The organism is Caballeronia sp. NCF2 (assembly GCF_023631205.1).
GTDB classification, from domain to species: domain Bacteria; phylum Pseudomonadota; class Gammaproteobacteria; order Burkholderiales; family Burkholderiaceae; genus Caballeronia; species Caballeronia zhejiangensis.
Genome location: NZ_JALQDN010000096.1, coordinates 86,147 through 100,060, shown reverse-complemented (window position 1 = coordinate 100,060; position 13,914 = coordinate 86,147). Strand labels below are relative to the sequence as shown.

The window sequence follows — 13,914 nt, the reverse complement described above, 5'->3', positions numbered from 1 at the left end:
CGATCGTGCCCGATCAATATCTGATGGTGAGCGGCTCGGGATAATGAGCCGTCAGCGGATAGTTCGTCTCGGCCGTGAATGCGGGCACGGGCGCGGTCGATGGCGGCATGTGCCCGATAGTCGGCGGCGGCGTGCACTGCTTGCCGTCGAAGACCGCGACGACCTGAGCGGGCGACGAGTCCGTATCGCCCGCGATCAGGAGCGTGACGTCCGCGCCCCTTCTCATCGCGATCGACGGTCGTGGGCCGCTGCCGGGAGGAATGATCGGCGAGCCGCTGCAATCGGCGGTCGAGTAGTCGAATGGTCCGTAAGTCGACCACTGGAATTTCGCCGAGTCGTACGCTTCGCCGTTGTTGTTCAGGCGCGTGATCTGCGCGAAGACGAGCGCGCGGTCGATCGTGAGGAACACGCCGTCGTAGCCGCCGTAAGAAGCAAGGCGTCCGATAAGTTTGCCTTGTGCATCGAATACTTTCAGGGCGGGCTGGTCGCGATGTCGTCGCCAGTCCTGCCGGTCGTCTGCGTCCGCATGCAGGGACATTGCGCTCACGGCCGACAGGACCACGAAGATAAGCGACAGACGCATGAGGCGTCTCCTTCCACTGACGACGTCCGCATGGGGCTTGCGGACCGGATTCGACTGTTCAATGAGCATAGGTTCGCGATGCGCTTATTTCAAGCGCCGCGAAGTCATGGATAGCTTTGCAAATCGCCGTCGGCTCGTTCGTCTTTGAATGAGACCCGAAGGAGCACGCGATGAGCGGACGCGATTTTCTCGAACAAGGCCCTCTTGCGGCCATCGACGGGGTGAGGATCGGCGAGTTGATCGGACTCGATGGCGACGCTGCGTCCCCGTTCGTCGTCTACCCTGGCCAGCCGGGGAGCGCGGCGCTCGTCGCGCGCACGGTCGTCGATCTGCGGGGCATGCATATCGGCCGTCAAGTCGCGCTGATGTTCGAAGCCGGAGACCCGACGCGCCCGATCGTCATCGGCTGTCTGATCGGATGCGAAGCCTGGCCGTTCGACGATGCGCCCGCACAGATCGATGTCGACGCCGATGGCAAGCGGCTTCTCGTGACGGCGAAGGAGCAGATGGTGCTGCGTTGCGGAAAAGCCAGCATCACGCTCACGCGCGACGGACATGTGCGCATACGCGGAAGCAGCGTGTCGAGCAGTGCGTCAGGACTGAATCGCATCATCGGCGGATCGGTGCAGATCAACTGATGCATGTCGCCGTGGACACGACGAAAGCCGACGAAGCCGAACCGGTCGCGGACTCGGCGAGCGGCGTGCTTTTCCGCGTGCTGGAGCAACATGTCGAAGACGCCGCCGCCTTGCGGCGAATCCGCTCCCGTCTCGTGCGCGCGCCGCATGTGAGGCTCTCCGATCTGACACGGCTCGACGAACGCATCGCGGCGCATCTCGACGGCATCGCCGTGGCGGGACGCGCCGGCCTGCGTTCGAGCATTCGGGCGCTGGAGCACGCGGGCAAGGGCGAACTGTTCACCGCCGCCGTCGGTTGCATCGAGGCGCGTTCGGACCCGGCGATCATGCGGCTGCTCGCTTTGAGTCAGGCCACGCCCAATGCCAGAGCGGGCTTTCATTCGGCGTTCGGCTGGGTGAGTCCGGGCCGTCTCGCCGGTGTCGTCTCGATCCTGCTCGCGTGCGACGACCCCGCCGCGCGACTGGCTGGCATCGAGGGATGTGCGCAGCATCGCGTCGATCCGAAGCGGCATCTCGACGCGGCGCTCGTTTCCGACGACGCTGTGCTGCGCGCCCGGGCGCTGCGCTGCGCGGGTGAGATCGGCCGCGTCGATCTGCTCGGAACATGTCAGGCCCATCTCGATCACGCGGACGCGTCATGCCGGTTTCATGCCGCGCGATCCGCGCTGCTGTTCGGCGATCGCGACGAGGCGCTCGAGGTCATTCGCGATATTGCGGCTACGCCATCCATGTTCGGCGACATCGCGCTCGCGCTCGCGGCGAGCGTGCTCGCGCCCGCCGATGCGCATCGATGGCTGGAGCGATTCGCTTCTAAACCGGAGAGTGCGCGCAGGCTGATTCGCGCCGTCGGTTTCACCGGCGATCCACGTTATGCGCAGTGGCTGATCGGCCGTATGGACGATGACCGCGTGGCGCGGCTCGCGGGCGAGAGCTTCAGTCTCATCACGGGAGCCGATTTCGTTCGTCTCGGGCTGGAACGCGCGCCGTTGGCATCGGGGAATTCCGGCGGCGAAAAAGATGCCGATGCCGCCGAGGAAGAGGACGACGGCGCGCCGTGGCCGGACCCCGACAAGACGCGCACATGGTGGCACGCCAACAAGGCGCGGATGCCGGGCAACGGGCGCTATCTCATGGGCGCGTTGTCGTCGAAAGCGCAGTGCATCGACGTGTTGCGCAATGGCGCTCAGCGGCAGCGCGCCGCGGCGGCCATTCAACTGCGCCTCGCCGATCCGCGCAGCGTGCTCTTCAATTGCGCAGCGCCTGCTTGGCGTCAGCGACGCGCATTGCAGGCGATGGATTGACGCTCTTTCAAAACGATTCTTCGTGCTTCGTCTTAACACTGTTCGCGATAGGGGGTCGTCAATGTGGAGCATCGAGAATCGGACTGCCTACGAAGTCGATACGTCATGGACGCGCGACAAGGAGGGCACGCACGAATGGATCGTCGCGGTAAAGGCGACCTATGACATCACGCCGGCGGGACCGCGGCTCGCGGACGAGCAGACGCCGCCGGTCGAGACCGCCGAATACACCGGCACGCCCGGACGGTCCAGCCTTCGCTACGACTCGGACTTGCTCGGGCCCAAGCCGACGACCGACATCGTGCTCAACGGTACCGCTTACGCGCCCGGCGGCAGGCCCAGCGACGACTTTCTGGTCGGCATGCGGGTTGGGCCGGTTCGCAAGACGCTGCGTGTTCGCGGACATCGTAGATGGGGAAAAGGGATGCCCGCCCGCATGCTGGCGGAGCCGGTCGTCCGTCTGCCGGTCATCTACGAGCTCGCTTATGGCGGCTACGATGCGCCCGGCGACGACCCCGCCAGACACGGCTATGACGCCCGAAATCCGGTCGGGCGAGGCGTAGTCGGCGCCGGGCAGAGCCGGGAAGGCATGGCGATGCCCAATTTCGAATACCCGAGCGGACGTCTGGACAAGGATGGCCCCGCCGGGTTCGGCGCCATCGACAGCTTCTGGTCGCCGAGGCGGGAACGCGCCGGCACTTACGACGATGCGTGGATGCGCGATCGCTCGCCGCTGTTGCCCGAGGATTGGAGTCCGCACTCCTTGCAGTGCGCTCCACCCGATCAGCAACCCGCAAGCCCTCTGCAGGGCGGAGAGCCGGTCGAACTGATCAACCTCACGCCCGCAGGGTCGATGTCCTTCGCGCTGCCGAAGGTGCGCCTGGCTTTCACGACGCGCATCGACACCCGCGACGAGGAGCATCGCGCACGCCTTTCGTCGGTGATACTGGAACCCGATGCGCTGCGTTTGATGCTCGTGTGGGTCACGGTTCTGAAGGTCGAAGACGAACCCGATTATCTCGAGAGCACGCTGGTCCGCGAGAAGGATTACCTGTCATGAGCGCACGCGTCGTCATGGCGGCCGCCGGTGCGCGCACGCCGCTCGGTCTCGGGGCAGAGGCAAGCGCGGCGGCCGTGCGGGCGGGTATAGGGGCGGCGCGCGAGCATCCGTTCATCGTCGACAGGCTCGGCAACTACGTGAACCTGGCCTTCGACGCCGGACTCGACCCGGGGCTGCACGGTCCGTCTCGTCTGCTTGCCCTGGCAGGTTTCGCGTGGCGCGACCTGACGCGCGCCCTCGCTCACCTGGGCGAAGCGCCGCTTCGATCGCCGATGATGGTCGCGCTGCCGGAAATCCGCCCTGGCTTCACGCATGAAGACGCGAGCGCCGTCATGCAGGGATTGCGGCGGCTGGGCGGATCGACGATCGATCCGATACGTGTCTCGGTGCATGCGCAGGGGCACGCAGCCGGAGTAGCGGCCTTCAGGAAGGCGAGCGAGTCGCTCGGAAGCGGCGAACTGGACGCGTGCGTCGTCGGCGGCATCGACAGCTATCTGCATCCTGAGACGCTGAATTGGCTCGACGGGCGCAGGCAGATCGCAGGCGAAGGATCGAGGAGCGGCTTCGTCCCCGGCGAGGGCGCGGCATTCTGCCTGTTGATGAGCGACGCCGCGTGCCGGCGGCTCGGCGTTGCCGAAACGATGCACCTCGTCGCCGCTGCGACAGGATCGGAGCGCTGCCTCATCAAAACGCGCGAGGTGTGCGTCGGCAAGGGTCTGACCGCGGTCGTGCGAGACGCGCTGACGAGCGCGCCGGGCGCGCGGAAGACGATCGATCATGTCATCTGCGATATCAACGGCGAGCGTTATCGAGGCGAAGAGTGGGGGTTCGTCTGCCTGAGACTGGGCCGGCATTTCAAGGATGCCACCGGCTATCTGTCGCCAGCGGACGTCTGGGGCGATGTGGGCGCGGCGTCCGGGCCATTGTTCGCGATGCTGGCTCATCAGGCGGCGTCGCGTGGCTATGCGGCAGGCCCGAGAACATTGATCTGGTCGAGTTCGGAGGCGGGCTTGCGGGCCTGCGCGCTTTTCGAATCGGCCACGATGCCGGCCGCTTCGCGCCATTGACTTGCTCGACGCGCCATGACCAGCGTTGGAATCCATCCTCCGAAGACGCCTGTCACCAAGGGCAGTTCCGGCACTGCTCGGGCCACGCTCCCGAACATGTGCAAGATGCCGGGGCCGCCCGCTCCGTTCGTTCCGGCTGCGTTGCCCAATACCGCCAAATCGGGGGATTCGCCGGACGGCTATTCGACGAGCGTCAAGATCGAGGGCGACGAGGTGGCTATCCGGGGCGCGATGTTCAACAGCTTCGGCGACATGGCCAGCAAGGGCACGGGCGGCGGTCTGCTTTCGAGCAACACGCACGGGCCTGCCAGATTCATCACGCCGGGTTCGATGACGGTGAAAATCGAGGGCAAGAGCGTTCATCTTCTCGCCGAGCCGATGCTCAACAACTGCGGCCCGAACGGTTCTCCGCCCAATACCGGCGCGACGATGACAGGCGTGAAGCAGAAAAGATCGAAACGTCCGCCGGCGACTCAGGTCGGACCGGATTGCGGGAAAAAGAAGAAAAAGAAAAAGCGCAAATGGGACGATTGCATGTGCGGTCAGGTCTGCGAGATGGTCAAGGCCTACAACCAGTCGAAGAGCAAGAAGGCGAGGCTGAGCGATAGTCCCAGCAATCCCGGTTCCGACCACTACGATGCGTATCAGGCGAGCCTCAAGCAATTCGCGAAGGACTTCGCCGACGCCGTGACCGCGGCCGCCGGCAATCCCGATCATCCGGCCATCAAGCGCATGTTTTACAGTCCGAAGAACGTGAAGCCGCCGGACTGTCAGCACGAAAAATGGAAGCAGGCGGGAGGATTGGCGGACCCCGCTCGCAGCGGCCGGGGCGCAATGAATCCGGATCACATGCACCCGGCTTCTCTTAGCGGGCCACTCACCAGCGCCAATATGCGATGGGCCGACGCCCGCGTGAATTACACGGTCGGCGGCAGCATGAACCGGCTCAAACCCGCCCCCAAGCGCATGAAAGCGCATCCCTCTTGTAACTGTGATTAAGGAGGTCGCGTGAACACCCAACAGATGCAAGACCTGCTGCAGAAGCTGAGCGATACTAAGTTCAAGCTCAACGGCTACTTCAGCGACGATCCCGTGCGGCCTCAACTGCGCCCGCCGGCGAGCGGAGGCGACCTCGCGGCGCTCGATGCCTTTCTGCAAGCGCGCAACCTCGTCATGCCGGCGAGTTATCGATTGTTTCTGTCCACGAGCAATGGCGTATCCAGCTTGATGAATGATGAACTGTCACTGCTTTCGGCGCTCGAGGTCGCGCGCGACGACCACGGTCTCCTTCCGGAAATGGTCGACGAGTACCCGGCGTGCAGCCAGTTCGTCATCGGTGCGGGGAACACGCCGGAGTGCGTTTCGTTCGACGTGGACACTTCGCCCTCTAAGCATGGCTACGAGGTTGTGTGGATTTCCAGCATCGGGGAGCAATGGCGTCACGATAACTTCGAGGCTTTCCTGAAGGGCTATCTTTCAGTGCTGGAGCGTCGTGTTGCCGCTCAGCAGAAAGACCGGAAAAACCTGAAACCCTGACCGGGAAGTCCGACGCGATGGCAAACCCCATCCTCGAATTCACGGATGATCCTTCGTCGCCCATGCCGCTGGTCGAATTGAAACAGCATCTCGTGTTCTATGTGCCCGATCCGCCCGGTCCGGTCACGGCGAGACGCGTGTATGACGCGTACCTTCGCGCGGTCGGCGATGTCTTCAGGAACTACAGGTCGACCGTTTCGTGGGCGAGGCTCGAAGCGTGGGATGCGGCGGCGCGCATTCGCTTCGAAACCGTCTTGCTTCCCGAACTGCGCAAGACGGTGCATTGGGGCTATGGGTTTTCGGACGCAAAGCCCGTCGATTCGCGGGTCTTCATGTTTCACGGCTTTCGGCCTTTTACGGAACCCGAAATGGCGAGCTTCTTTCGCTTCGAATTCGATTGGCAAGTCGATGCCGCATTTCTCCGTTCACTCGCACTCGACATGATGTCGATGTTTCCGGTTTGCTCGGGCTATGGCGGTTATCTGCTGCAGGGACGTCCGTCTTCGAAATACGAAGAAGTTTCGTTCGAGCGCATCTATGCTTTGGCGCGCCGATACTGGGGCTGCGATGTGGAGGAGATCGAACTGAGCGCCAGGGAACTCAAGCGAGGCTACAAGTGCCTGAGCTGGCTGACGGTCATCGGCGAACCTTTTCGAACGCAATTTCAAAAGGAATTAGCGCAGGCGAAGCTTGCTGCTTTCGATTTCGTCGATGGGCCTTTCGCGACGCTTTTGCAGGTGTCGGACAGCCCGACGCTCGGCGACCGCAACGTTCAAGCGGATCTGAAACCGTATTTCGATGTCGCACGTGCGTTGTTGCCGATGCAGATCAAAAGCCACGAACCGTTCTGGAGCACTCGATGGGAAGGCGGCCAGACCATGGCGTGGCTACAGCGCTTCACACATGGATGGCCGACCTGAGTCCATCCACTCACGCCGCCAGCGAACCGCACTCGGCCTTGCTGCTCGCAGCCTTCTTCGTCCGCCCCGCGCGTGACGGCGGCTGACACGCGCCGCACACGAAATGCGCCTGAAGATCGTGCCTGTGCGCGACGAACTTGCCCTTGCAGCGGCAGCATGGCGTCTGCTGCAGCATGTCCGCTTCGAAGAAGCGCACCAGTGTCCATGCACGCGTCAGGCTCAGGACGACTTCGAGCCGGTTCTGCCCGCAGTGCTCGACATACAGTCGATAAGCCTTGGTCAACGCATCGAGACGCGAACAGCGTGTCTGCTCCTTGAGAAACAGATAGATGTTGTAGAAGAGCGATGAATGGATGTTGGGCATCCACGTCATGTACCAGTCCGCCGAGAACGGCAGCATGCCCTTGGGCGGCGGCATGCCCTTCAATTCCCGATACAGACGGATCATGCGGTCGCGCGATAACGTCAACTCGGTTTCGAGCAACTGCATGCGAGCGCCCAGTTCGATGAGAGCAATCGCGCGATAGACTTCCTGCGCGTCGTCGCTGACGCTTTTGCGAAGCGTGGTTTCCATGCTCATGCGAACTGTTCCGCCGGCTGTCCGGCCACCAGGATGGCGGCGTGAGTGGCGCCGACGTCGACGTGCGTGGCCGGTTGCGTCAATGCGGACAGCAACGAATGATCGTTGAAGCGGAACGCGCACAACAACTGGTTCGAACTGCAAAGCTTGATTGTTTGCGCGGGCGTGAGACTGGCCAGAATCATGGCGATTTCCGGCGAAAGCCCGAGCCGGAACATGGCGACGGACTTGTCCTCGAGCAACATGCGTTGTGCAAGGATCACGTACGACAGATTGATCTCGCGGATCGAGTCAAGCGATTCACTGCTATTCATGGTTTCCCGCTCTTCGGAAAAACCCCGTGGTTCATGCCGGCATTCTTGCCGTGCAATTTTCTTGTGCGTCGTTTGCGACTCGATCGACGTTCGCGATCATCTTGATACAAACGTTACATTTAGTCACAACTTCGGCGTAAGGTTAGGGTTCACCGAAAGGAAAAGCAAGCGCGCGAATTTCGCGGTTCCTTTCCTAATCTATCAATGCGGATGGCGTGGCGATCGGGAGCCCGAGCACGTCGTCGGGGGCGACCGGCCGGCTCAGCAGGAAGCCCTGCACGAAGTCACATTGCGCATGCCTGAGCAATTCCAGTTGCGCTGTTTCCTCGACGCCTTCAGCCGTCACGCTCAGGCCCAGCGTGTGACACATCTGGATGATGCCGCACACGATGCTGCGCGTTGCCTGATCCGATTCCATCCGCGTGATGAAGGAGCGGTCGATCTTCACGCAGTCCGGTGCGAAATCAGCCAGATAGCGCAGACTCGAATAGCCGGTGCCGAAGTCGTCGATGGCGATGCGCACGCCCAGCTTCTTCAACGCACCGAGCGTGCGCTGTGCAAGGCTCGGGTCGTCCATCAGCGCGCTCTCGGTGAGTTCGAGTTGCAGCGTCGAGGCGGGCAGGGCATGGCGGCGCAAGGCTTCGTCGACGACATCGACGATGGTCGCGTCGCGCAACTGTCGCGCCGACACGTTCACCGAAACGCCGAGCGCGCGCGCGCCGGCCTGCCGCCATAGCGCGAGCTGACGCAGGGCGTCGTCCATCACCCATGCGCCGACTTCGGCGATGAAGCCGCTCTCTTCGAGAATGGGAATGAAGACGCCCGGAGAGACGAGCCCGCGCTCCGGATGCCGCCAGCGAATGAGCGCTTCGACGCTGCGGACCTCGCGCGTGTGCGGCTCGTGGATCGCCTGGTAGTGAAGCTGAAACTCCTTCTTGGCGAGCGCCGCGGGCAGGTCGCGCTCGAGTTCGAAATCGACGATGCGTTCGCTCGAATCCTTGTCGGCGAAACGGTAGCCGTTGCGTCCGGCTTTCTTGGCCGCATACATCGCGATATCGGCGCTCGTCAGAAGCGTCTCGCGATTCGCCCCGTTTTCGGGAAAGACCGATATGCCGATCGACGCCGTGATCGTGCCGGCGCGGTGTGCCTGATCCGCCTGCACGAGCGCATCGAGCGTGGCGCGCGCGATCTCGGCGAGCGGGTCCCTGTGCTTCGCGCCGTCGATCAGCACGGCGAATTCGTCGCCGCCGAGACGTGCGAGAAATGCATCGGCCGGCAGCGCGGCCCGGATGACCCTGCTCAGCGATTTGAGCAGCCGGTCCGCCGCCGTGTGACCGAGCGTGTCGTTGAGCACCTTGAAACGGTCCAGGTCGATGAACATCAGCGCGAAGGGCGCCTGCTTGCGGCATCGCTCGTCGATCCTGCACATGAGCGCGGCGCGATTCGCGAGACCGGTCAGCGAATCCGTGAAGGCGAGGCGGTCGAGTTCGGCGAGGCGGTCCTGCTCCGCCGTGACATCCTCGCTGATGCCGACGATGCGCGCCACATTGCCCGCGCTGTCCAGAACGGGCGATCCGGTGCTTTGAATCCAGCGCACATTGCCGTCCAGACGGCGGATGCGGTATAGCGCCTTCTGGCTGACTTTCGATTCGGCGATCCGGCGCATCGCGGCCGTGAGTTGCGGCAGGTCCTCCTGCAGCACGAGCGCCATCCAGGCCTGGGGCGACTCGCGAAACGTTTGCGCATCCAGGCCGAAGACGGCCGCGCATCCCGCGCTGATGTGATGAAAGCCCGTGAAATCGGCGTTATAGGAATAGAAGCAAAGGCCGACGTGCGCCTCCATCTCCGACATCAGCGTCTCTCTGGCGCAGAGCGCGGCGGCGAGTTCCGCCTGCTGCGTCATGTCCTGCGAGGCGCAAATCACGCCTTCCACGCCGCCGTCGCCGTTCTCTATCGGAATGAGGCGCGAATGCCAGGTCTTGGGCGCGCCCGACGTGGTCGGGCAACTGCCTCGGAATGTCGCGCGTGCGCCGCTCATGGCGGCATGAAACGCATCGTGCGCGGCGGTCGCGTCTTCACCGGACCAGAAGGCGAGCCAGTTCGAACCGGCGAGTTGTTCGGGCGCGCTCGCTTCCATGAGTTCGGCGCCATATTCGGAAATGCGGACCATGCGGCCATCGGCGTCGAGCAGTTTCAGGCATTCGCGATTGGCGTCGAGCAGCGCTTTTGCGAGCGCGGTCGTGGCGTTCGCGCGCGCGGCGCTCCGGCGTGCACGACGCAAAAAGAACGCGAACGCGATCGCGCCCGAGACGACGCCCGCGCAGGAAGCCGCACCTTCGGACACGAACGACAGTGCGAGGTAGCAGAGCGCGCCGACGCCCAGGCCCGCGAGGCCGATCTGCGTGAGAACGGTCCAGGAGAGCGTCGCGCGGTCGCTTCGCGTGGACAGAAAGAAAGCGAGAAATTCCTGATTTCGCGCGGTCTTGTGCCCCTGTCGCGAGCGATCGCCGCTGGCGACGGTGCTGGACGATCCGGATTGGGGAGACTGGGACATTACGTTGATGACGCGGGCTCTCGATGAACGGGCAGCGGGCTCGGCGTTGCTTTTAGCGAAGATCACGCCTTGTTTACGTCAGCCGGATTCGGGAGCTTTAGGCGCCCGGAAGCCGGCGGGCGTCGGCCGACGCGCCGACGCGGTAATTTTGTCCAGCCGATGCCGCGTGCGCCGCGCCACGACGAACCGATGCAATCACTTGTGGCCGGCGGTGGATGCCGTGCCGAGCACGCGGTCGTCCAGACGATCGTCGACGATGCCCGCCGGTTCGACGTGCGCCGTGACGTCCGATGCCTGAAAGAGCCGCTGCACGGCTCTTTCCGCGTCATCGGCGATGGCGTGGCCCTGCGCGACGGTCAGCTCGCCGGCCACTTCGAGATGGAACTCGACGAATACGCGATCGCCGCCGTTTCGCGTGCGGATGTCGTGCACGCCTTGCACGCCTTCGACCGCCGTCACGGCCGCCGCGATGCGCGCGCGTTCGGGATCGTCCAGTTCGCGATCGAGCAGTTGCACGAGCGCAGCCAACGCCATGCCGCGCGCGTTCCACAGCATGTAGAGCGAGATGCACAGCGCGCCGATTGCGTCGGCGCGTGGCCAGTCGAGCAAGTGATCGAGCAGCAGGGCGACGAGCACGGCGATATTCACGGCGATATCGGTCGCATAGTGCGCGCGGTCGGCGGCGATGGCGGTCGATCCCGTGCGCTTCACGACCCACGTCTGCATCAGCACGAGTCCGATGGCCGCAAGCGTACTCACGACGATGACCGCGATCCCGAAGTCTGTCTGATTCAACGGTTCGGGATTCACGACGCGCTGCCCCGATTCGATGCCGAGTCCGACAGCCACGCCCGTGAGCAGCAGCGCCTGCACGAACGCCGCCACCGCTTCGGCCTTGCCGTGACCGTAGCGGTGCCCCTCGTCGACCGGGCGCAGGGCATAGCGCACACCCATGAACGTCACCGAAGACGCGACGACATCCACGAGGCCATCGGCTGCGGCGGTGAGCAGCGAAATCGATCCGGTCGCGAACCAGGCCCACACCTTCAACACGACGAGCACCAGCGCGAACACCAGCGCGACGATCGACGCCATGCGACGAAGCGCCTCGTCAGTGTTTCGTTGTGACATCGTTAGCTCCTTGCAGCTTTTCGCGCAGCATTATTCTGACGCGATTCTACGGACGATTCGCGAAGGCGTTGCCCTTCGCGCGCATCGCGTTCATATCGCGCAACGAAGAATGCGATTTTTTCCATCGGTGATCGTCTTTCATCTGCGGACGAGCACGTCCGCGTCACGGACTTTCGCATCATCAAGGAGATCATCATGAAACCGATTTTGATGGCGCTCGCGGCGGCGTCCGCGCTTGCGCTGCCGATTGCCGCGCTCGCGCAGACGGACGCGGCGCTCACGCGCGCCCAGGTGCGCGCCGAGCTCGAGCAACTGGAGCAGGCCGGCTACTACCCGGGCAGAGGCGAGGATCCCGGCTATCCGGCGGCGATCCAGGCAGCGGAGGCGCGCGTATCGAGCCGGAACGACGCGACTGGCTATGGCGGCGCGATGTCGGGCGCGTCGGCGACGGGCGCTCGCGCCGTCATGCGCCCGGCATCAGCGCAGGAGATGAAGCAGATCTATTTCGGCGGTCAATAAGCGCGTATCGCACGGCATCCGATGCCCGCCCGCCGCCCGCGAGGCATCGAAAACGCAACCCACGACGGCGGCGTTTCTCAGGAGTGTTCAGACATGGCAAACCATCCGCTCAACGGAAGCGAACGCGAGTGTTTAAAGGACGCGCAGCCCATCGGCAAGGCAGACCCGAACGAACGTCTGGAGGTCACCATGCTCGTTCGACGGCGCTCGCACGATGCGTTCGAGAAGCACATCAGCGCGCTCGCGGCGCAAGGCGCGTCGGCGAAGCATATCGATCACGACGAGTTCACGAAGCATTTCGGCGCGGACAGCGCGGACCTGGCGGCGGTCCATGCGTTCGCGCAAAAGCACGGACTGTCGGTCGTCGAGAGTCACGAGGCGCGGCGCGCGGTCGTGCTCTCCGGCACGGTCGCGCAGTTCGACGCGGCCTTCGGCGTGAGCCTGCAACAGTACGAACATGACGGCGGCACCTATCGCGGCCGCACGGGACCGATCCATCTGCCCGATGAACTGAACGGCGTCGTCGATGCCGTCATGGGTCTCGACAACCGTCCGCAGGCGCGGCCCAGCTTCCGGACCCGCGCGCAGGGCAACGTGCGCTGGACAGCGCGCGCAGCCGGCGCGTCGACGTTCACGCCCGTGCAGCTCGCGTCGCTCTATGACTTCCCGCAAGGCGACGGTCAGAATCAATGCATCGGGATCATCGAGCTGGGCGGCGGCTACCGTCCCGCGGATCTCAAGACGTATTTCGCGTCGCTGAATATGAAGGCGCCGTCCGTGACCGCGGTTTCGGTCGATCACGGACGGAACCATCCGACCGGCGATCCGAACGGTCCCGATGGCGAAGTGATGCTCGATATCGAAGTCGCGGGCGCGGTCGCGCCGGGCGCGAAGATCGTCGTCTATTTCGCGCCCAACACCGACGCGGGTTTTATCGACGCCATCGGCACCGCGATTCATGACACGAAGAACAAGCCGTCGGTGATTTCGATCAGCTGGGGCGGTCCGGAATCGGCATGGACGCAGCAGGCGATGAACGCGTTCGATCAGGCGTTTCAGTCGGCGGCGGCGCTCGGCGTGACGATTTGCGCGGCATCCGGCGACAACGGTTCCGGCGACGGCGTGGGCGATGGCGCGGATCACGTCGATTTTCCTGCGTCCAGTCCGTATGCGCTGGGCTGCGGCGGCACGTCGCTGCAGGCGAGCGGCAACGGAATCGCTAGCGAGACCGTATGGAACGACGGCGCCAACGGCGGCGCGACCGGCGGCGGCGTGAGCTCGTTCTTCGCGCTGCCCGCGTGGCAGGAAGGGCTGCAGGTCACGCGCGCGGGCGGCGCACACAGTCCGCTCGCGATGCGCGGCGTGCCCGATGTCGCCGGCAATGCCGATCCCGTGACCGGCTACGAAGTGCGCGTCGACGGTCACGACATGGTGATCGGCGGAACGAGCGCGGTCGCGCCGCTATGGGCCGGACTGATCGCGCGCATCAACGCGATCAAGGGCGCGCCGGTGGGGTATATCAATCCGCATCTCTACAAGGACCCGCTGGCGCTCGTCGACATCACAAAGGGCAATAACGACGATTTCCACGCGACAGCCGGATGGGACGCCTGCACCGGCCTCGGACGGCCCGATGGCAAGAAGGTGAAGGATGCGGTGAGTTGAGGCTGAAATGCGTGCTCGCGCGAAACGGACGTTCCTGCGCGAGCGC

Annotated in this window: 14 protein-coding genes; 9 read left to right on the top strand and 5 right to left on the bottom strand. The window is 64.1% G+C overall.

Going from position 1 to position 13,914, the window contains the following annotated elements:
• Nucleotides 1-13: 13 nt before the first annotated feature.
• Nucleotides 14-583, bottom strand: coding sequence for a hypothetical protein (locus NCS02_RS35030; RefSeq protein WP_250520460.1), 570 nt, complete (start codon nucleotides 581-583; stop codon nucleotides 14-16).
• A 170-nt stretch (nucleotides 584-753) separates the two neighbouring features.
• Here NCS02_RS35030 and NCS02_RS35025 point away from each other — a divergent pair, with 170 nt between their 5' ends.
• The 7 genes from NCS02_RS35025 (at nucleotide 754) to NCS02_RS34995 (ending at nucleotide 7,105) form a co-directional block, all read left to right on the top strand.
• Nucleotides 754-1,221 carry a DUF6484 domain-containing protein gene (locus NCS02_RS35025; RefSeq protein WP_250442125.1) on the top strand — a complete coding sequence of 156 codons (468 nt, stop codon included), beginning with the start codon at nucleotides 754-756 and terminating at the stop codon, nucleotides 1,219-1,221.
• Entirely contained in the window at nucleotides 1,221-2,522 is a 1,302-nt protein-coding gene (locus NCS02_RS35020; protein WP_175982425.1) for a TIGR02270 family protein, read from the top strand. The genes NCS02_RS35025 and NCS02_RS35020 overlap by 1 nt, the downstream gene beginning before the upstream one ends.
• A 61-nt stretch (nucleotides 2,523-2,583) precedes the next feature.
• Entirely contained in the window at nucleotides 2,584-3,582 is a 999-nt protein-coding gene (locus tag NCS02_RS35015) for a DUF2169 family type VI secretion system accessory protein (RefSeq protein ID WP_250520459.1), read from the top strand.
• A complete protein-coding gene (locus tag NCS02_RS35010) occupies nucleotides 3,579-4,649 on the top strand; it encodes a beta-ketoacyl synthase N-terminal-like domain-containing protein (RefSeq protein ID WP_250520458.1) in 1,071 nt (356 codons plus the stop codon). The genes NCS02_RS35015 and NCS02_RS35010 overlap by 4 nt, the downstream gene beginning before the upstream one ends.
• A 15-nt stretch (nucleotides 4,650-4,664) precedes the next feature.
• Nucleotides 4,665-5,648: a PAAR-like domain-containing protein gene (locus NCS02_RS35005; RefSeq protein WP_051078947.1), complete on the top strand. Its 984-nt coding sequence runs from the start codon at nucleotides 4,665-4,667 to the stop codon at nucleotides 5,646-5,648.
• Between the two features lie 9 nt (nucleotides 5,649-5,657).
• Nucleotides 5,658-6,185: an SMI1/KNR4 family protein gene (locus NCS02_RS35000; protein WP_144403556.1), complete on the top strand. Its 528-nt coding sequence runs from the start codon at nucleotides 5,658-5,660 to the stop codon at nucleotides 6,183-6,185.
• Between the two features lie 17 nt (nucleotides 6,186-6,202).
• The gene (locus tag NCS02_RS34995) at nucleotides 6,203-7,105 is read left to right on the top strand and encodes a type VI immunity family protein (RefSeq protein WP_250520457.1); all 903 of its coding nucleotides are present in this window, start codon (nucleotides 6,203-6,205) and stop codon (nucleotides 7,103-7,105) included.
• A 10-nt stretch (nucleotides 7,106-7,115) separates the two neighbouring features.
• Here NCS02_RS34995 and flhC read toward each other — a convergent pair whose 3' ends face one another.
• The 4 genes from flhC to NCS02_RS34975 form a co-directional block, all read right to left on the bottom strand.
• Nucleotides 7,116-7,685, bottom strand: coding sequence for a flagellar transcriptional regulator FlhC (gene flhC, locus NCS02_RS34990; protein ID WP_008345386.1), 570 nt, complete (start codon nucleotides 7,683-7,685; stop codon nucleotides 7,116-7,118).
• A complete protein-coding gene (gene flhD / locus NCS02_RS34985; RefSeq protein WP_250520456.1) occupies nucleotides 7,682-7,999 on the bottom strand; it encodes a flagellar transcriptional regulator FlhD in 318 nt (105 codons plus the stop codon). Before flhD ends, flhC begins: the two co-directional genes overlap by 4 nt.
• A 193-nt stretch (nucleotides 8,000-8,192) precedes the next feature.
• The gene (locus NCS02_RS34980) at nucleotides 8,193-10,553 is read right to left on the bottom strand and encodes a putative bifunctional diguanylate cyclase/phosphodiesterase (RefSeq protein ID WP_250520455.1); all 2,361 of its coding nucleotides are present in this window, start codon (nucleotides 10,551-10,553) and stop codon (nucleotides 8,193-8,195) included.
• Between the two features lie 195 nt (nucleotides 10,554-10,748).
• A complete protein-coding gene (locus NCS02_RS34975; RefSeq protein ID WP_250520454.1) occupies nucleotides 10,749-11,684 on the bottom strand; it encodes a cation diffusion facilitator family transporter in 936 nt (311 codons plus the stop codon).
• A 195-nt stretch (nucleotides 11,685-11,879) separates the two neighbouring features.
• On the opposite strand from NCS02_RS34975, the gene NCS02_RS34970 reads away from it, so the two are divergent.
• Nucleotides 11,880-12,203 (top strand): DUF4148 domain-containing protein, encoded by a 324-nt coding sequence (locus tag NCS02_RS34970; RefSeq protein ID WP_250442119.1) that lies wholly within the window; start codon nucleotides 11,880-11,882, stop codon nucleotides 12,201-12,203.
• 93 nt (nucleotides 12,204-12,296) lie between these two features.
• Entirely contained in the window at nucleotides 12,297-13,868 is a 1,572-nt protein-coding gene (locus tag NCS02_RS34965; protein WP_250437744.1) for a S53 family peptidase, read from the top strand.
• The last annotated feature ends 46 nt before the right edge of the window (nucleotides 13,869-13,914 follow it).

Bases quoted from the DNA above. Each gene is read 5' to 3' on its own strand.
- NCS02_RS35030 (WP_250520460.1), bottom strand. From the start codon at position 583: ATGCGTCTGTCGCTTATCTTCGTGGTCCTGTCGGCCGTGAGCGCAATG.
- NCS02_RS35025 (WP_250442125.1), top strand. From the start codon at position 754: ATGAGCGGACGCGATTTTCTCGAACAAGGCCCTCTTGCGGCCATCGAC.
- NCS02_RS35020 (WP_175982425.1), top strand. From the start codon at position 1,221: ATGCATGTCGCCGTGGACACGACGAAAGCCGACGAAGCCGAACCGGTC.
- NCS02_RS35015 (WP_250520459.1), top strand. From the start codon at position 2,584: ATGTGGAGCATCGAGAATCGGACTGCCTACGAAGTCGATACGTCATGG.
- NCS02_RS35010 (WP_250520458.1), top strand. From the start codon at position 3,579: ATGAGCGCACGCGTCGTCATGGCGGCCGCCGGTGCGCGCACGCCGCTC.
- NCS02_RS35005 (WP_051078947.1), top strand. From the start codon at position 4,665: ATGACCAGCGTTGGAATCCATCCTCCGAAGACGCCTGTCACCAAGGGC.
- NCS02_RS34995 (WP_250520457.1), top strand. From the start codon at position 6,203: ATGGCAAACCCCATCCTCGAATTCACGGATGATCCTTCGTCGCCCATG.
- flhC (WP_008345386.1), bottom strand. From the start codon at position 7,685: ATGAGCATGGAAACCACGCTTCGCAAAAGCGTCAGCGACGACGCGCAG.
- flhD (WP_250520456.1), bottom strand. From the start codon at position 7,999: ATGAATAGCAGTGAATCGCTTGACTCGATCCGCGAGATCAATCTGTCG.
- NCS02_RS34980 (WP_250520455.1), bottom strand. From the start codon at position 10,553: ATGTCCCAGTCTCCCCAATCCGGATCGTCCAGCACCGTCGCCAGCGGC.
- NCS02_RS34975 (WP_250520454.1), bottom strand. From the start codon at position 11,684: ATGTCACAACGAAACACTGACGAGGCGCTTCGTCGCATGGCGTCGATC.
- NCS02_RS34970 (WP_250442119.1), top strand. From the start codon at position 11,880: ATGAAACCGATTTTGATGGCGCTCGCGGCGGCGTCCGCGCTTGCGCTG.
- NCS02_RS34965 (WP_250437744.1), top strand. From the start codon at position 12,297: ATGGCAAACCATCCGCTCAACGGAAGCGAACGCGAGTGTTTAAAGGAC.